Annotated in this window: 14 protein-coding genes, 1 pseudogene and 1 riboswitch; of the genes and pseudogenes, 4 read left to right on the forward strand and 11 right to left on the reverse strand. The window is 68.7% G+C overall.

Features of this window, described 5'->3' with window-relative positions; genetic code table 11:
• From O1Q03_RS38535 to O1Q03_RS38570, 8 genes are all read right to left on the reverse strand, one after another.
• Positions 1–819 (reverse strand): MlaA family lipoprotein (locus O1Q03_RS38535; protein WP_269511086.1); only part of this gene is annotated, 819 nt, incomplete at its 3' end.
• Positions 820–849: 30 nt separating this feature from the next.
• Positions 850–1437: an outer membrane lipid asymmetry maintenance protein MlaD gene (gene mlaD / locus O1Q03_RS38540; RefSeq protein ID WP_269511060.1), complete on the reverse strand. Its 588-nt coding sequence runs from the start codon at positions 1435–1437 to the stop codon at positions 850–852.
• A gap of 24 nt (positions 1438–1461) precedes the next feature.
• Positions 1462–2229, reverse strand: coding sequence for a lipid asymmetry maintenance ABC transporter permease subunit MlaE (gene mlaE / locus O1Q03_RS38545; protein ID WP_192720339.1), 768 nt, complete (start codon positions 2227–2229; stop codon positions 1462–1464).
• Positions 2226–3047 carry an ABC transporter ATP-binding protein gene (locus O1Q03_RS38550; RefSeq protein ID WP_269511063.1) on the reverse strand — a complete coding sequence of 274 codons (822 nt, stop codon included), beginning with the start codon at positions 3045–3047 and terminating at the stop codon, positions 2226–2228. Before O1Q03_RS38550 ends, mlaE begins: the two co-directional genes overlap by 4 nt.
• A gap of 84 nt (positions 3048–3131) precedes the next feature.
• Positions 3132–4256, reverse strand: a complete 1125-nt coding sequence (thiE, locus tag O1Q03_RS38555) for a thiamine phosphate synthase (protein ID WP_269511065.1) — start codon at positions 4254–4256, stop codon at positions 3132–3134.
• Positions 4253–5068, reverse strand: coding sequence for a thiazole synthase (locus O1Q03_RS38560; RefSeq protein ID WP_006755423.1), 816 nt, complete (start codon positions 5066–5068; stop codon positions 4253–4255). The genes thiE and O1Q03_RS38560 overlap by 4 nt, the downstream gene beginning before the upstream one ends.
• Before the next feature lie 39 nt (positions 5069–5107).
• Positions 5108–5305, reverse strand: coding sequence for a sulfur carrier protein ThiS (gene thiS, locus O1Q03_RS38565; RefSeq protein WP_096504229.1), 198 nt, complete (start codon positions 5303–5305; stop codon positions 5108–5110).
• Between the two features lie 32 nt (positions 5306–5337).
• On the reverse strand, positions 5338–6489 hold the full coding sequence (locus O1Q03_RS38570) for an FAD-dependent oxidoreductase (RefSeq protein WP_269511068.1): 1152 nt from the start codon (positions 6487–6489) through the stop codon (positions 5338–5340).
• 225 nt (positions 6490–6714) lie between these two features.
• Positions 6715–6838, reverse strand: a riboswitch (TPP riboswitch).
• Between the two features lie 268 nt (positions 6839–7106).
• On the opposite strand from O1Q03_RS38570, the gene O1Q03_RS38575 reads away from it, so the two are divergent.
• The 4 genes from O1Q03_RS38575 (at position 7107) to O1Q03_RS38590 (ending at position 12542) form a co-directional block, all read left to right on the forward strand.
• Positions 7107–8876 (forward strand): ABC transporter ATP-binding protein/permease, encoded by a 1770-nt coding sequence (locus O1Q03_RS38575; protein ID WP_269511071.1) that lies wholly within the window; start codon positions 7107–7109, stop codon positions 8874–8876.
• Complete coding sequence (locus tag O1Q03_RS38580; protein ID WP_269511074.1) at positions 8873–9649, forward strand: SDR family NAD(P)-dependent oxidoreductase; 777 nt, start codon at positions 8873–8875, stop codon at positions 9647–9649. Before O1Q03_RS38575 ends, O1Q03_RS38580 begins: the two co-directional genes overlap by 4 nt.
• Before the next feature lie 315 nt (positions 9650–9964).
• Entirely contained in the window at positions 9965–11227 is a 1263-nt protein-coding gene (locus O1Q03_RS38585) for an MFS transporter (protein WP_269511077.1), read from the forward strand.
• A 22-nt stretch (positions 11228–11249) separates the two neighbouring features.
• Entirely contained in the window at positions 11250–12542 is a 1293-nt protein-coding gene (locus O1Q03_RS38590) for a D-amino acid dehydrogenase (RefSeq protein ID WP_269511080.1), read from the forward strand.
• On the opposite strand, the gene thpR is transcribed toward O1Q03_RS38590, so the two are convergent.
• The 3 genes and pseudogenes from thpR to ltrA form a co-directional block, all read right to left on the reverse strand.
• The gene (gene thpR / locus O1Q03_RS38595; protein WP_269511083.1) at positions 12539–13111 is read right to left on the reverse strand and encodes an RNA 2',3'-cyclic phosphodiesterase; all 573 of its coding nucleotides are present in this window, start codon (positions 13109–13111) and stop codon (positions 12539–12541) included. The genes O1Q03_RS38590 and thpR overlap by 4 nt on opposite strands.
• Positions 13108–13389: pseudogene (locus O1Q03_RS38600) on the reverse strand (sodium:alanine symporter family protein); the annotation flags it as partial. The gene thpR and the pseudogene O1Q03_RS38600, both read right to left, overlap by 4 nt.
• Before the next feature lie 359 nt (positions 13390–13748).
• Positions 13749–15116, reverse strand: a complete 1368-nt coding sequence (gene ltrA, locus O1Q03_RS38605; protein ID WP_269504403.1) for a group II intron reverse transcriptase/maturase — start codon at positions 15114–15116, stop codon at positions 13749–13751.
• Between the last annotated feature and the right edge of the window lie 406 nt (positions 15117–15522).

Consider the following 15522-nt stretch of genomic DNA (forward strand, 5'->3'; position numbering starts at 1 on the left):
CGGCGCCGTCGCGCCACCCACCGCTGCCGCGCCCGCCGCACCGGCCGCGCCGGCTGCCGCCGGTGCCGCGCCCTCTTCCGGCAGGTCGTACTTCGGCAGCGCGTCGTTGCTCGACGTCGCGGCGGCCTCGCCGCGCGCGTTGCTGATCAGCATCTGGCGGCGCTGCAGGTACGCGTTGCGCACGAACGAATACTTGTCGAGCGCCGCGGCATCCAGCACGTCGCCCGCGCCGAGCAGGTTCGCGCGCGTGTTGACGAGGTTCACGCCGAACAGGCCCCAGCTCAGGCCGTCCGGCTTCACGTACGTGAGCGGGTTGCCGACGTAGTCGACGCCAAGGCCGGCCGTGTCGCGCAGCGTGCTCGGGCCGAGCAGCGGCAGCACGAGATACGGGCCCGACGGCATGCCGTAGCGGCCCATCGTGATCCCGAAGTCGGCCGTATGTTTCGGCAGCTTCGCGACCGTCGCGACGTCGAACAGGCCGCCGACGCCGAACACGGTGTTGATCACGACGCGCATGATGTCGCCGACGCCGTCCGCGATCCGCAGCTGCACGATGTTGTTCGCCGCGATGTAGACGTCGCCGATGTTCGAGAAGAAGTTCGTCACGCTGTCGCGCACCGGCTGCGGCACCACGTACTGGTAGCCCTTCGCGACCGGCTTCAGCGCGTACGTATCGACCGTGTCGTTGAACTTGTACATCGTCCGGTTGAAGCCTTCGAGCGGATCGCCCTTGGTCGGCGTCTGCACGGTCGCGCAGCCGCTCAACGCGGCGACCGCCGCTACCGCCAGCGCGGCGTGCCTGATGCGGATCGTGTGCATGGTCATTCCCTCTTGTTTTCTCTCGTGTGGTTATTGGGCCGCCGAGCCGGCCGCGGCGGACACCGCCGATGCCGGTATCGCCACCGGTGCCGGAGCGGCCGGAGCCGCCGCGGCCGCCGGCGCACCCGATGCGCCGGCTGCGGGCTTCGCACCGCCCGCGTCGGCGGCCTTGCTGTACAGGAACTGGCCGATCAGGTTCTCGAGCACGATCGCCGATTGCGTCATCGTGATCGTATCGCCCGCCTTCAGCATTTCGGTGTCGCCGCCCGGATCGAGGCCGATATATTGCTCGCCGAGCAGACCCGACGTCAGGATCTTCGCCGACGAATCCTTCGGAAACTGGTACTGGCCGTCGACATCGATCGTGACGAGCGCCTGGTACGTGTTCGTGTCGAAGCCGATCGACTTCACGCGGCCGACCACGACACCGGCGCTCTTCACGGCCGCGCGCGGCTTGAGCCCGCCGATGTTGTCGAACTTCATCCTCACCGAGTAGGTCGGCTGAAACGACAGCGAGCTCATGTTGCCGACCTTCAGCGCCAGGAACAGCACCGCGAGGAAGCCCACCACCACGAACAGGCCGACCCAGAAGTCGAGAGCAGTCTTTTTCATCTTCATCCCAGAATTTGGCTTGGCTGAGGCTTAGCTGAACATCAGCGCGGTCAGCAGGAAATCGAGGCCGAGTACGGCGAGCGACGCGAACACGACCGTCTTGGTCGTCGCGCGCGACACGCCTTCGGGCGTGGGCTTCGCTTCATACCCTTGAAACAGTGCAATGAAGGTCACGGCGAAGCCGAACACGATGCTCTTGATCACGCCGTTGCCGACGTCGGCCCAGACCTGGACCCCGCTCTGCATCTGCGACCAGAACGCGCCCGGATCGACACCGATCAGCACGACGCCGACGAAGTAACCGCCGAGCACGCCGACCGCATTGAAGATCGCGGCCAGCAGCGGCATCGCGATGATGCCGGCCCACAGGCGCGGCGCGATCACCGTCTTGATCGGGTCCACCGCCATCATCTCGAGCGCGGTAAGCTGCTCGCCGGCCTTCATCAGGCCGATCTCGGCCGTGAGCGACGTGCCCGCGCGGCCCGCGAACAGCAGCGCGGTGACGACGGGGCCGAGCTCGCGCACGAGCGACAGCGCGACCAGCAGGCCGAGCGCCTGCTCGGAACCGTAGCGATTCAGCGTGTAGTAGCCCTGAAGGCCGAGCACGAAGCCGACGAACAGCCCCGACACGGCGATGATCACGAACGAATAGTTGCCGAGGAAGTGGATCTGCTTCGTGACGAGCCGCGGCCGGCGCAGCAGCGGGAAGAATTCCAGCACGAGGCGCACGAACAGGCGCGTGCCGTAGCCCGCGCGCTCGAGGCCGCCGATGACGTAACGTCCGATCGCGCTGATCATGCGCGCCCTCCGCCGAGCCCGAAATCCGCCGCCAGCGGCGGGCTCGTGTAGTGAAATTTGAACGGGCCGTCCGGCGCGCCGTCGATGAACTGGCGCACGCTCGGCTCGGTCGATGCGCGCAGCTCGTCAGGCGTGCCCTGCGCGAGCACGCCGCCGTTGGCGAGAAAGTACACGTAATCGGCGATTGCGAACGACTCCGGCACGTCGTGCGTGACGAGGATCGACGTCGCGCCGAGCGCCTCGTTCAGCGTGCGGATCAGGTTCGCGGTGATGCCGAGCGAAATCGGGTCGAGGCCGGCGAACGGCTCGTCGTACATGATGAGCTGCGGATCCAGCGCGATCGCGCGGGCGAGCGCGATGCGCCGCGCCATCCCGCCCGACACCTCGGACGGCATCAGGTCGCGCGCGCCGCGCAGCCCGACCGCGTTCAGCTTCATCAGCACGAGGTCGCGGATCAGGTCTTCGGGCAGATCGGTGTGTTCGCGCAGCGCGAACGCGACGTTCTCGTACACCGACATGTCGGTAAACAGCGCACCGAACTGGAACAGCATGCCCATCTTGCGGCGCAGCGCGTACAGGCCGTCGCGGGTCTGCGCGCCGACGTCGGCGCCGTCGAACAGCACGTTGCCGCGGCGCGCACGCACGAGGCCGCCGATCAGGCGCAGCACGGTCGTCTTGCCGCAACCCGACCCGCCCATGACAGCGACGACCTGGCCGCGCCCGAAGCGCAGGTTCAGGTTCGACAGGACGAGGCGGTCGCCGTAGCCAAAGTCGACGTCGCGAAGTTCCAGCAGTGTGTCGGTAGGAGTGGGGCTCACGGAGCTGACAGTCCTTTTACGCAGAACGCCGAATTATAGGGCCTGCCTTGGAATGATGTCGTGACGCCGTTCCGAGCCCCGCGGTCAATGATTGTCAAATTGTCGGGCAAAACATTGCTGCAACGCAACAATCGCTGCCCGATAATCGCTGGCGCGCGTGACCGCACTGACCACCGCCACGCTGCCCACGCCCGTCGCGAGGACGTCCGGCAACGCGTCGAGCCCGACGCCACCGATCGCGACGAGCGGCGCCCGTGCGCCCGCGAAGCGCGCGTAGCGGGCAATCCGCGCGAGGCCCTGCGGCGGTGCGGCGACCGCCTTGGTCGCGGTCGCGTACACCGGGCCGAGCGCGAGATAGCTCGGACGCTCGTGCAGGGCCCGCAATATTTCGTAATACCCATGGCTCGACAGCCCGAGCCGCAGGCCGGCGCGCGCGATCGCGGCGAGATCGGCCGTTTCGAGGTCTTCCTGACCCAGATGGACGCCGTACGCGCCCTCTTCTACCGCGATCTGCCAGCGATCGTTGATGAACACGCGCGCATCGGGATAGCGGCGCCCCGCAGCGACCGCGCGCGCGATCTCCTCGCGCAGCACATCGCCGTCCGCGTCCTTCACGCGCAGCTGCACGGTCCGCGCGCCGCAATCGAGCACGCGCTCGACCCATTCGGCGTCCGGCACGACCGGATAGAGGCCGAGTTGCGGCGGGCACGGCGGGAACGCCGGCTCCGGCGCGGCGGCCAGCCCGGCGACGCGCGGGAACCGCGCGGCGTCGACCGGCCACGCGTCCGCGCCGCGCGTCTCGTCGCCGTCGCGCCATGCGAGCGCGAGCACGAGCGCGTCGATCGGCGCAAAACCGCAATCGAGGAACGCGGCGAGCGCCGCGATCCAGTCGTCCGCGAGCGGATGCGCGGCTTCGAGCGCGTGGCGCACGCCCGCGGCATGCAGCGCCGCGCCGTGTTGGTCGAATTCGATCGCCACCGCGTCCGGCGACGCCGGGCGCGACGCGGCCGACGCGCGCGACTGCGCGGTGCGGTCGCCTGCCGACACGATCAGCACGTCGCCATCGGCCGGCACGTCGGGCGTCGCCACGCACAGCCGCCACGGCGCCGCGGCGCCCGGCCATTCGCCGAGGTGCGCGCGAATCCGTTCGGCCGCTTCGGCCAGTTCGTCGGCCGGCGGCCAGAACGCATCGGCGAAGCGCGCGCTCATGCGCCGCCTCCGTCCTGGTGCCAGAACGGCATCCCGACGACCGGCGTGCTCGCGTGCGCGGTCTCGCGCGCATCCATCGGGCCGGCCAGGTAAGCGGCACGGCCGGCCTCGACGCCCTGCGCGAACGCGCGCGCCATGATTTCCGGGTGCGTGGCCTGCGACACCGCCGTGTTCAGCAGCACGCCGTCGAAGCCCCACTCCATCACCTGGCACGCGTGCGACGGCACGCCGAGCCCCGCGTCGACGATCAGCGGCACGTCAGGCAGCCGCTCGCGCAGCACGCGCAGCCCGTACGGGTTCACGACGCCCTTGCCGGTGCCGATCGGCGCGCCCCACGGCATCAGCGCCTCGCAGCCGACGTCGAGCAGGCGCCGGCCGATCACGAGATCCTCGGTGCAGTACGGCAGCACCTTGAAACCGTCCTTGACCAGTTGCGCGGCTGCCTCGATCAGCCCGACCGGGTCGGGCTGCAGCGTGTAGTCGTCGCCGATCAGCTCGAGCTTGATCCAGTCGGTTTCGAACACCTCGCGCGCCATGTGCGCGGTCGTCACCGCCTCGGCGACGGTCTGGCAGCCGGCCGTGTTCGGCAACAGCGGCACCGCGTGGCGCTTGAGCAGGTCGAAGAAGCCGGCCTCGGCCGTGCCGCCCGTCATCTGGCGGCGCAGCGCGACCGTCACCATCCCGGGCCGCGACGCGGCGATCGAATCGGACAGCGACTGCAGCGACGGATAGCGCGACGTGCCGAGCAGCACGCGGCTTGCGAAGGTTTCGCCGTACAGCGTGAGCGCGTCGGCGGAAGTGAGGGACGTCATGTCGTTTTCCTGGAAGAGCGGGGGGCGAACCGGCGGCGCTCAGCCGCCCGCGACGGGATGCACCACGTCGAGCTTGTCGCCCGCCGCGAGCGCGCGCGCCGCATGCTGCGTGCGCGCGACGAAATTGCCGTTCAGCGCGACCGCGTACGGCGGACGTGCGCCGAACGCGGCGAGCGCGTCGGCCACCGTCGCACCGTCGGGCAGCGTCAGGGTCTGTTGGTTGATCTGGATATCCATGAGACTCGGTCGAATTCGGTGAGCGATGCGCGTCAGGCCGGCTGGCGCGCGTCGTCGCGGTGATGAAGGAGCGTCGGCCAGCGCGCGGCATCGCGCCACGCGGCGAACGCGTCGGCATCGCCGAACGCGCCGCCCAGCGCGGCTTGCGCGAACCCGACGGCCGCGTGCGCGACTTCCGGCGCGATCATGAAGCCGTGCCGGTACAGGCCGTTGACGGCGAGCGTCGTCGCGCCGTCCCAGATCACCGCCGGACGGTGATCGGGCAGCGTCGGGCGGCACTGCGCATTCAGTTCGAGGATGCGCGCTTCGCCGAACGCCGGGTGCACGGAGAATGCGGCGCTCAGCAGCTCGAGCGCGGAGCGCACGCTGACGGGCGACATGTCCTCGCCCTCCACTTCGGTCGCGCCGATCACGTACAGGTCGTCCTGCTTCGGCGCGATATACAGCGGATAACGCGGGTGCAAGAGCCGCACCGGCCGCGTGAGCCCGATGCCGGGCGCGCGCACGCGCGCGACTTCGCCGCGGATGCCGCGCAGCGCGGGCAGCACCGGCTTCGCGCCGAGCCCGCGGCAATCGATCGTGAAATGCGCGTCGGGCCGGTTCGCGTCGTCGATCGCGACGTGCCAGTGCAGCTCGACGCCGCGCTGCGCGAGGCCCGCCGCCAGCGCGCGCAGCGCCTGCCGGTTGTCGAGCTGCCCTTCGCGCGGCAGCATCAGCCCGCGCGCGAAGCGGCCCGCCAGCGCGGGTTCGGCCGTGTCCACCTGCGCCCCCGCCAGCGCGACGAAGCCGCCGTCGAACAGCTCGGCCGGCGCATTCGCGCGCACGCGCCGCTCGAACAGCGGCGCCTCCGCGCGATCCGCGTGGTGCCAGACGACGAGCGTGCCGTGCTGCTGGAAGAACACGGGTTCCGGCAGTTCCGCGAGCCACTGCGGCCAGCGCGCGAGCGACGCGGCGCCGAGCTCGGTGATCAGCAGTTCGGCGCTCGCCGCCTCGGCGAGCGGCGCGAGCATCGCGGCCGCGATCCACGCGGCCGACTGCTCGCCGTCCGGGCCGCCGCGCTCGTACAGCGCAACGCGATGCCCGTCGCCGGCGAGCCGCCATGCGATCAGGCGGCCGACCAGGCCGCCGCCGAGCACCGCGAAATCCGGCCGGCGAGCGTGAACGTTGGACGCGTGGATGTTCATCGTGCGCCCTCCGCGCGGCCGCGCGAGACGCGCGCCGATGCGCGCGCACCGTCCTGTGCCAACGCACACGGCGGTGAATCAGGAACAGCGCAAAAGACTGAAGATTGAGCGGTCATCATTCCTTCCGTAACGCGCGATGCGCGTACCCAAAAGGACGAAACCGGCAGCAAAGGCCGGCCGGGCGGGACTCGGGCGCTGACCATGTGGGATGGCGGCCAGCGCGGCCCGGCGGGATCAGAAACTTCCCTCGCCGGTATTACCCGGATCGGGTGCGAAGGGTCTTTCTCAGCCTCGCCGCGTCGCCCGGAACTACCCGTCGGCCGCGCTCGAAGCACCCCTGTTTCGTCGTCGGCCATTAGACCATAAAAGCGGAAAGCGCCGCAAACTGTCCCCCTTGCGGCAAATTCGCCGTCGCGCCGGGCCGCTCTGGCACAATGCCTGCAGGCCGGCCGCGCGAGCGGCCGGTTGCCGCGTCACCGCCGGCCTTAAGTGCCGTTTAAGACGCGCGGGCGACCATCCGAGCGCCCGCCGTCAGTCGGCATCGCGTCCGGCATGCCTTATCGCGGCGCGCGCCCGGCTTCGCCCGGTGCGTGCGCCGGCTACTCATCAGGAAGCACATGACCCAATCGATCGATCCCGTCCGCTCCGCCCCGGCCGCGCCGCAGGACGAGCGCGCGATATCCGCGTGGAGCCTCATCAAGCCCTACTGGGTGTCATCCGAATGGAAGCGCGCGTGGGGCTTGCTGATCACGATCATCGCGATCAACCTCTGCGTGGTCTGGATCAACGTCAAGCTGAACAAGTGGAACGCGCAGTTCTACAACGCGCTGCAGTCGAAGAACGTCCACGACTTCCCGAACCTGCTGATGCAGTTCTCGGCACTCGCGTTCGGCTTCATCATCCTCGCGGTGTACGGCCGCTACCTGCGGCAGATGCTCGGCTTCCGCTGGCGCCAGTGGCTCACCGACCGCTTCCTCGGCCAGTGGCTCGGCGACCGCGCGTTCTACCGGATCGAACGCGACCGCCTCGCCGACAACCCCGACCAGCGGATCACCGACGACCTCCAGTCGTTCGCGACGACGACGCTCGCGCTGTCGCTCGACCTGCTGTCGACGGTCGTCACGCTCGTGTCGTTCATCACGATCCTGTGGTCGCTCGCCGGTGCGCTGACGTTCTCGCTCGGCGCGACGCCGATCACGATTCCCGGCTACATGGTGTGGGCGGCCGCGCTGTACGCGGTGGTCGGCTCGCTGATCATCCAGAAGGTCGGCCATCCGCTCGTGTCGATCAACTACCAGCAGCAGCGCGTCGAGGCGGACTTCCGCTTCGGGCTGATTCGCGTGCGCGAGAACGCCGAGCAGATCGCGTTCTACGACGGCGAGAAAACCGAGACGCGCAACGCGCAGAGCCTCTTCATGCGCATCCGCGACAACTGGTGGCGCGTGATGAAATACACGAAGCGCCTCACGTTCGTGCTGAGCTTCTACGGGCAGATCGCGATCATCTTCCCGCTCGTCGTCGCCGCGCCGCGCTATTTCGCGGGCGCGTTCTCGTTCGGCGTGCTGATGCAGATCTCGTCCGCGTTCGGCACCGTCAGCGATTCGTTCTCGTGGTTCATCAACAGTTACTCGACCCTCGTCGAATGGCGTGCAACCGTCAATCGTCTGCGCGAATTCAAGCGCGTGATGGGCACGTCGCACCTGAAGGAAAGCCTGTCGCCCGCGACCGAGCACGGCGGCATCAACCTGCACTACGTCGATGCCGCGAAGCTGTCGACGTCGTCGCTGAAGCTCGCGCTGCCGAACGGCAACGCGCTCGCGAACATCGGCAACGTGACCATCGAGCCGGGCTCGCGCTGGCTCGTGATCGGCAAGTCGGGTTCCGGCAAGAGCACGTTCATGCGCGCGCTCGCCGGCCTGTGGCCGTTCGGCGACGGCGCGATCGACGCGCCGGTCGGCGCGCGGATGATGTTCGTGCCGCAAACGAGCTACTTGCCGATCGGCACGCTGAAGGCCGCGCTCACGTATCCCGCCGCACCCGACGCGTTCACCGACGACGCATGCCGCGACGCACTGCGCGCGTGCCGACTCGAAGACTACGCCGAGCACCTCGACGAAAGCGGGCACTGGACGCGCGTGCTGTCGCCGGGCGAACAGCAGCGTCTGGCCGGCGCGCGCGTGCTGCTGCACAAGCCGGACTTCCTGTTCCTCGACGAAGCCACGAGCGCGCTCGATGCCGACAACGAAGCGCGGCTCTATCACCTGTTCGCCGAACGGTTGCCGAAGGCCGCGATCGTCAGCATCGCGCACCGCGAGTCGCTGGCCGCGTTCCACGTCGGCACGATCAACGTCGAACGCGTGAACGACGACGACAAGGTCGCCGCATGAGCGCACGCGCCGCGCACGTCGCCCGGATCGCGCTGATCACCGGCGCGGGTTCCGGGATCGGCGCGGCGCTGGCGCGGCGGCTCGCGGCGCCGGGCATCGCGCTCGCGCTGCATGCGCGCGGCGCCGACGAAGCAGCGCGTGCGCGGCTTGCCGACGTCGCCGCCGGCTGCACCGCGGCCGGCGCCGAATGCGTGACGCTCACCGGCGATCTCGCCGAGCCGGGCATCGCTACGGCGCTCGTCGATGCGACCGTCGCGCGTTTCGGCGGGCTCGATCAGCTGGTCGCGAACGCCGGGTTCGCCGCACGGCAGGCGTTTTCCGATCTCTCGCCAAACGCGCTCGCGTCCGCCTTCGCGGCGATGCCCGGCGCGTTCTCCGCGCTCGCGGGCCGCGCGCGGCCGCTGCTCGAAGCGTCGGCCGCGCCGCGCATCGTCGCGGTCAGCTCGTTCGTCGCGCACCGTTACCGCGCCGATGCGCCGTTCGCGGCGACCGCCGCCGCGAAGGCCGCGCTCGAATCGCTCGTGCGCACGGCCGCGGCTGAATTCGCCGCGCACGGCATCACCGTCAACGCGGTCGCGCCGGGCTTCACGCGCAAGGATCACGGCCCGAGCGCGGGCAACGCCGCCGCATGGGCGCAGGCCGAACAGGCCACGCCGCTCGGCCGAATCGCCGAACCCGACGACGTCGCCGCGCTGATCGCATTCCTGCTGTCGGACGCGGCGCGCCAGATCACCGGTCAGGTCGTTCATATCGACGGCGGCTTGACGCTCTGACGCGGCGACACATCCTTCCCGTCGCGACCCAGCCTCACACATCGCGACGCGCTTTCCTCGTCGACGACACACCGTTCCCGTCGCCCCGTCACCTTCCACATCGCGACCCGCTTTCGTCGTCGACAACACATCCTCCCCCTCGCGCGTCACCTTCCACATCGCGACGCACTTTCATCGTCGATCACCGCGCTCGGCCGCCCGAGCCTGCGTCGACGTTTTTGGCGTCCCCTATCGCGCCCGTAAAATAGCCGCCACACTGCCGCACAACGAGAGCACAACGAGCAGCACGCGACGAATCGACACGGAGACGGCGAGATGCAGGCAATCCAGTGGTTTCACGAACTGTCTGCGCGCGAGCGCAGGACGCTGTACGCGGGCTTCGGCGGTTATGCGGTCGATGCGTTCGACTTCATGATCTACTCGTTCCTGATCCCGACGCTGATCGCCACCTGGGGCATGACGAAAAGCGAGGCCGGGATGATCGCGACGAGTTCGCTGATCTCGTCGGCGATCGGCGGCTGGGTCGCCGGCATCCTCGCCGATCGCTACGGCCGCGTGCGCGTGCTGCAGTGGACGATCGCGACGTTCGCGCTGTTCACGTGCCTGTCCGGCTTCACGCATTCGTTCTGGCAGCTGCTCGCGACGCGCACGTTGCAGGGCTTCGGCTTCGGCGGCGAATGGTCGGTCGTGACGATCATGATGGCCGAGACGATCCGCTCGCCCGAGCACCGCGCGAAGGCGGTCGGCACCGTGCAGAGCAGCTGGTCGTTCGGCTGGGCCGCGGCCGCGATCCTCTACTGGGCGTTCTTCGCGCTGCTGCCCGAGCAAGTCGCATGGCGCGCGTGCTTCTGGATCGGCATCGTGCCCGCGCTGTGGATCCTCTATATCCGACGTAACGTCAGCGATCCCGACATCTATACGGCCACGCGCCGCGCCCGCGACGAAGGCCGCGTGTCGGGCCACTTCCTCGAGATCTTCTCGCCGCCCCACCTGCGCGCGACGCTGTTCGGCAGCGCGCTGTGCACCGGCATGCTCGGCGGCTACTACGCGATCACGACGTGGCTGCCCACCTACCTGAAAACCGTGCGTCACCTGTCCGTGTTCAACACGAGCGGCTATCTGGTCGTGCTGATCGTCGGCTCGTTCGTCGGCTACGTGGTCGGTGCGATCCTGTCCGACCGGCTCGGCCGCCGCGCGTCGTTCATCCTGTTCGCGGTCGGCTCGTTCGCGCTCGGCATGGCATACACGATGCTGCCGATCACCGACAGCGCGATGCTGATCCTCGGCTTCCCGCTCGGGATCGTCGTGCAAGGCATCTTCGCGGGCGTCGGCGCGTACCTGTCCGAGCTGTACCCGGGCGCGATCCGCGGCTCGGGCCAGGGCTTCTGCTACAACGTCGGCCGCGGGCTCGGGTCGTTCTTCCCGATTCTCGTCGGCTCGCTGTCGCAGACGATGTCGCTCGTGAAGGCGATCGGCCTCGTCGCGGGTGCGGGCTACCTGCTCGTGATCGTCGCCGCGCTCGTGCTGCCGGAAACGCGCGGCAAGTCGCTCGTCGACGATCCGGCCGTCGCGTCGTAACTCCACTCGCACCGGAAACCGCATGCACGTGACCGTTCTCGGCGCCGGCGTGATCGGCGTCGCCACCGCCTGGCACCTGCGCGAAGCAGGCTGCGACGTCACCGTGATCGAACGCGAGGCCGACGTCGCGCAGGCGACGAGCCTCGGCAACGCGGGCGTGATCGCGCCCGGCTACGTGACGCCGTGGGCGGCGCCCGGGATGCCCGGCAAGATCCTCAAGTACCTGTTCAAGCCGGCGTCGCCGCTGATTTTCCGGCCGACGCTCGATGCCGCGCAGTGGCGCTGGATGGCGCGCTGGCTGCGCGAATGCGAGTTCGAACGGTTCCGCGTGAACAAGCAGCGGATGCAGCGCATCGCGTACTACAGCCGCGCATGCCTGCATGCGTTTCGCGAGCGCCATCCGTTCGACTATGGCGCGAGCCGCGGCTATCTGCAGTTGCTGCGCGGCGCGTTCGACGTCGAGATGGCGCAGCCCGCGCTGAAGGTGCTGCGCGATGCCGGCATCGCGTTTCGCGAACTGGACGCGGCCGGCTGCACGACGATCGAACCGGGCCTGCGCTGGGCACGGCAGGCGCCCGTCGGCGGCATCTACCTGCCCGACGACGAAGCCGGCGACTGCGCACGCTTCACGCGCGAATTGCGGGCGCTGTGCGAAGCGAACGGCGTGACGTTCCGCTTTCGCACCGAGATTCGTGCGCTCGATGTCGCGGGCGGCCAGGTACGCGGCGTGCGGATTGCAGCGACGGATGAGCGTGCCGCAAGCGGCGCCACACCACCGGAAGCGACGCTTGCCGCCAACGCGATCGTCGTCGCGCTCGGCGTCGACAGCGCCGGCCTGCTGCAGCCGCACGGCATCGACGTGCCGCTGTATCCGGTGAAGGGTTATTCGGCGACCCTCGCCGTCGTGGATGACGAAAAGGCGCCCCGCGCGGCGCTGATGGACGAATCGCTGAAGACGGCGATCACGCGCTTCGGCCCGACGCTGCGCGTCGCGGGCACCGCCGAACTCGGCGACCGGCATGCGACGCTGCGCCAGCAGGCGCTCGATACGCTGATGAAGGTGCTCGACGACTGGTTCCCGCACGCGGCCGATGCCGCATCCGTGCGCTTCTGGGTCGGCCGCCGGCCGATGACGCCCGACGGGCCGCCGCTCCTCGGCGCGAGCGGGATCGACGGCTTGTGGCTGAACGTCGGGCACGGCTCGACGGGATGGGCGATGTCGATGGGTTCGGGAAAGGTGCTGGCCGATCTCGTCACCGGACACGCGCCGGAGATCGATCTGTCGGGCCTGACGCTCGCGCGCTACGGTCGCTAGGCGTCCACGTCGACGTCGCCCGGCGCCGGCATGATCGGCGCCGATACGATCGGCACGTGCGACACCCCTTCGTGCGACAACCGGCTTTCGAACAGCGTCAGCGCGACGAAGCGCAACGCGACTGGCCGGCCGGTCGCGCCGCCGCGCGCGGGCTGCCCGTCCGCATCGCGCGGCAAGCGCGCGAGCGTCACGTGCGGCCGGAACGGCCGGCGGTCGGCCGGCACGCCCAGTTCGCGCAGCAGCGCGCACAACTCGGCATTGAGCGCCGCACAGGCCGGATCGGCCGCGAGTTCCGCAACGATCAGCCTCGCGCGCGGCAGGCTCGGCCACCACGCGATCCGCTCGACCGGCTGCAACGGCAGCGCATGCCGGGCGGCAAGCGCCGGCAGCCGCTCGGCCAGCGTCTCGCAACGCGCGCGCTCGATCGCGCCGATGAACGCGAGCGTCACGTGCAACTGTCCTGGCAGCGTGCGCCGCGCGCCGCGAGTGACCGGCAACGCGTACAGCGCGTCGCGCGATGCCGTGTCGGGCATCAGCGCGACGAACGCACGGAGCCGGTCGCCGTTCATGATGCGCGCACCGCCCCGCGCGTTCCGCGCATTGCATCGGCAGGCGCCGGACGCCGCGGCAGCGCACCATGCTCGCCCCACACGCCGGCAGGCAGCACGCGTGCGAGCGCGGGAATCGTGTTGCACGTGACTACCGGATCGGCAATGCGTTGCGCGCGCTGACGGCGGTCGTCGCGCCACGCAGCATGCACATACTTGCCGGGCGCGAGGATCGCGACCAGGCTGATGATCGCCATCAGTCTCATGCTGGTAGCGGCCATCGCCCACACGAGCAGCAGCGCGATCGACACGTCGCTCCGTAGCACGCCGTTGACGGCGACGATCAGCCCATGCACGAATGCTTCCATCCAGAGTCCTTGCAGATGCAGTCGGTCACTTGCAGCCGCCGCGCCAACGCGGGCGCAGCGGCGAGCGGATATGGCAGTCCTCAACGATCGTTACAAAACGAAAGGAAGCGGGATCACTGAAAACCAACCCCTGATATGAACAGGTTAGGCGACGCTCGGCGGAAATGACGGGGGCTGCGCCAGCACGCAGCCGCGCCGGGCAGAATCGGCATAGGGGACGGCCATGAGGCCGTACCCCTGCCACACCACCCGGCATGCGGGTCCGCACCGGGCGGTTCGAGAAGTTGAGGTTATGAGAGACGAGGTACGCCGAGCCGGTCGAAGTATGCGATGGTCAGGGCGCTGTTGAGCAACTGGGCGCTGTTACGCCACCAACGGCGGCTGCTCGCCGCCGTCTGTCGCGCAACGTCGACCGACGCCCCCAACGCACGAAGTTCCCGGTAGATGGTCGGGCCCCGGCGCCAATGTTTAAGCTGGATAGCCCGCAGCCGGTGACGCAACCACTCGTCCAGTGCCAACCACACACCGGGCGTTTGCGCCAACCGGAAGTACGCCCTCCATCCCAACACATAAGCCCGTAGCCGTTCCACCACTTCGGGCATGCCGCGCCCGCCAGAGCGGCGGGTCAGTTCTCGAATGCGGTGTTTGAACGCCAGCAGCGGTTTGGCCGCCACCTTGCGTTTGACCACACCGCCCGCAGCTACCCACAGGCTGTAGCCCAGAAACTTGCGACCAAACACACTCGCCACGGCGCTTTTGGTCTCATTGACCTTCAGGCGCAGCCGACCATACAGGCGTCGCAACAGCGCCATCACCCGCTCGCCCGCACGACGGCTGCGAACATACACATTCGCATCGTCAGCGTAGCGGGCGAAGCAGTGGCCCCGCCGCTCCAGTTCCTTGTCCACCTCATCAAGCAGAACATTAGCCAGCAACGGGGATAACGGTCCGCCCTGCGGCGTGCCCTGATCCCGTTGCTGGACCACCCCGTCAGCCATGATGCCGCTGTTCAGATACGCCCGGATCAGCCCGATCACTCCGGCGTCCCCAATGCGTTTCTGCAAACGGTCGATCAGGATGTCGTGGTTGACCCGGTCGAAGAACTTCTCCAGATCAACGTCAACCACGGTTCGCCGTCCCGACTGCACGTACGATTGCGCGGCAAGCACCGCATCGTGCGCACGCCGTCCGGGCCGGAAGCCGTAGCTGTGCTCGCTGAAGGTAGGGTCCAGAACTGGCTGCAGCACCTGCAGCAGTGCCTGCTGGATCAGCCGGTCCGTCACCGTCGGGATGCCAAGCTCACGCTCGCCTCCGTCCGGTTTCGGGATCGCCACCCGTCGTACCGGACTGGGCCGGTACGTGCCCTTCAGCAATTGTTCACGGATCGCAGGCCACGCCGTCACCAGATGACGCGACGTCTGGTCAATGTCCAGACCGTCCACGCCAGCGGCTCCCTTGTTAGCCCGTACCCGCTTGAACGCCTGCTTCAGATTCTCTCTCGTCAGAGCCGCTTCCAGCAGCGCTGACCCTGTGTCCCCGGATTCATGTCGCGGGCAGCAGGCTTCGTCGCTAGCAGGTACGCGCGCAGCTTCACCGCGCGCTTCCCTCGCTCGCCCCGTTTGCACGGGCATCTGACGCACTGCCTGCCGCATCGACATAACGCTGGACACTCCTTTCCGTTCGGCCCTTCGTCACCAGCTTCCACCTCACCGGCTTATCCTGTGACTACTACGGCCTCTGCTGACTTCCCGCTCCGGCTCGACGCCGTTGCCCTTTCAGGCATGAGGCGGGATCTCCCCAGGTAAGAACGCACTCCTTCACTGCACAGCCGCCGGATCTACGCCGCCGCCCCTTGATCACGAGAGCTTCGCGGCTTTTTGCCCGCTCGCCCTGGACGGCACCGCCTTCTATCCGGTTCTTGTTCATCGGCTCGCAGTTTCGCTCCACGCTTCCTCCCCACACTCGGTCGCCCTCATGCAGTTGCGCTTCGCTTCGCTCGCTGTGATCAACTTGCGGTGGGACTTGCACCCACTAGAGTGCGCCCATGCTGGGCGCACAAAAAAA

It is taken from the genome of Burkholderia sp. IMCC1007, from assembly GCF_027257875.1.
In the GTDB taxonomy this organism is placed as follows: domain Bacteria; phylum Pseudomonadota; class Gammaproteobacteria; order Burkholderiales; family Burkholderiaceae; genus Burkholderia.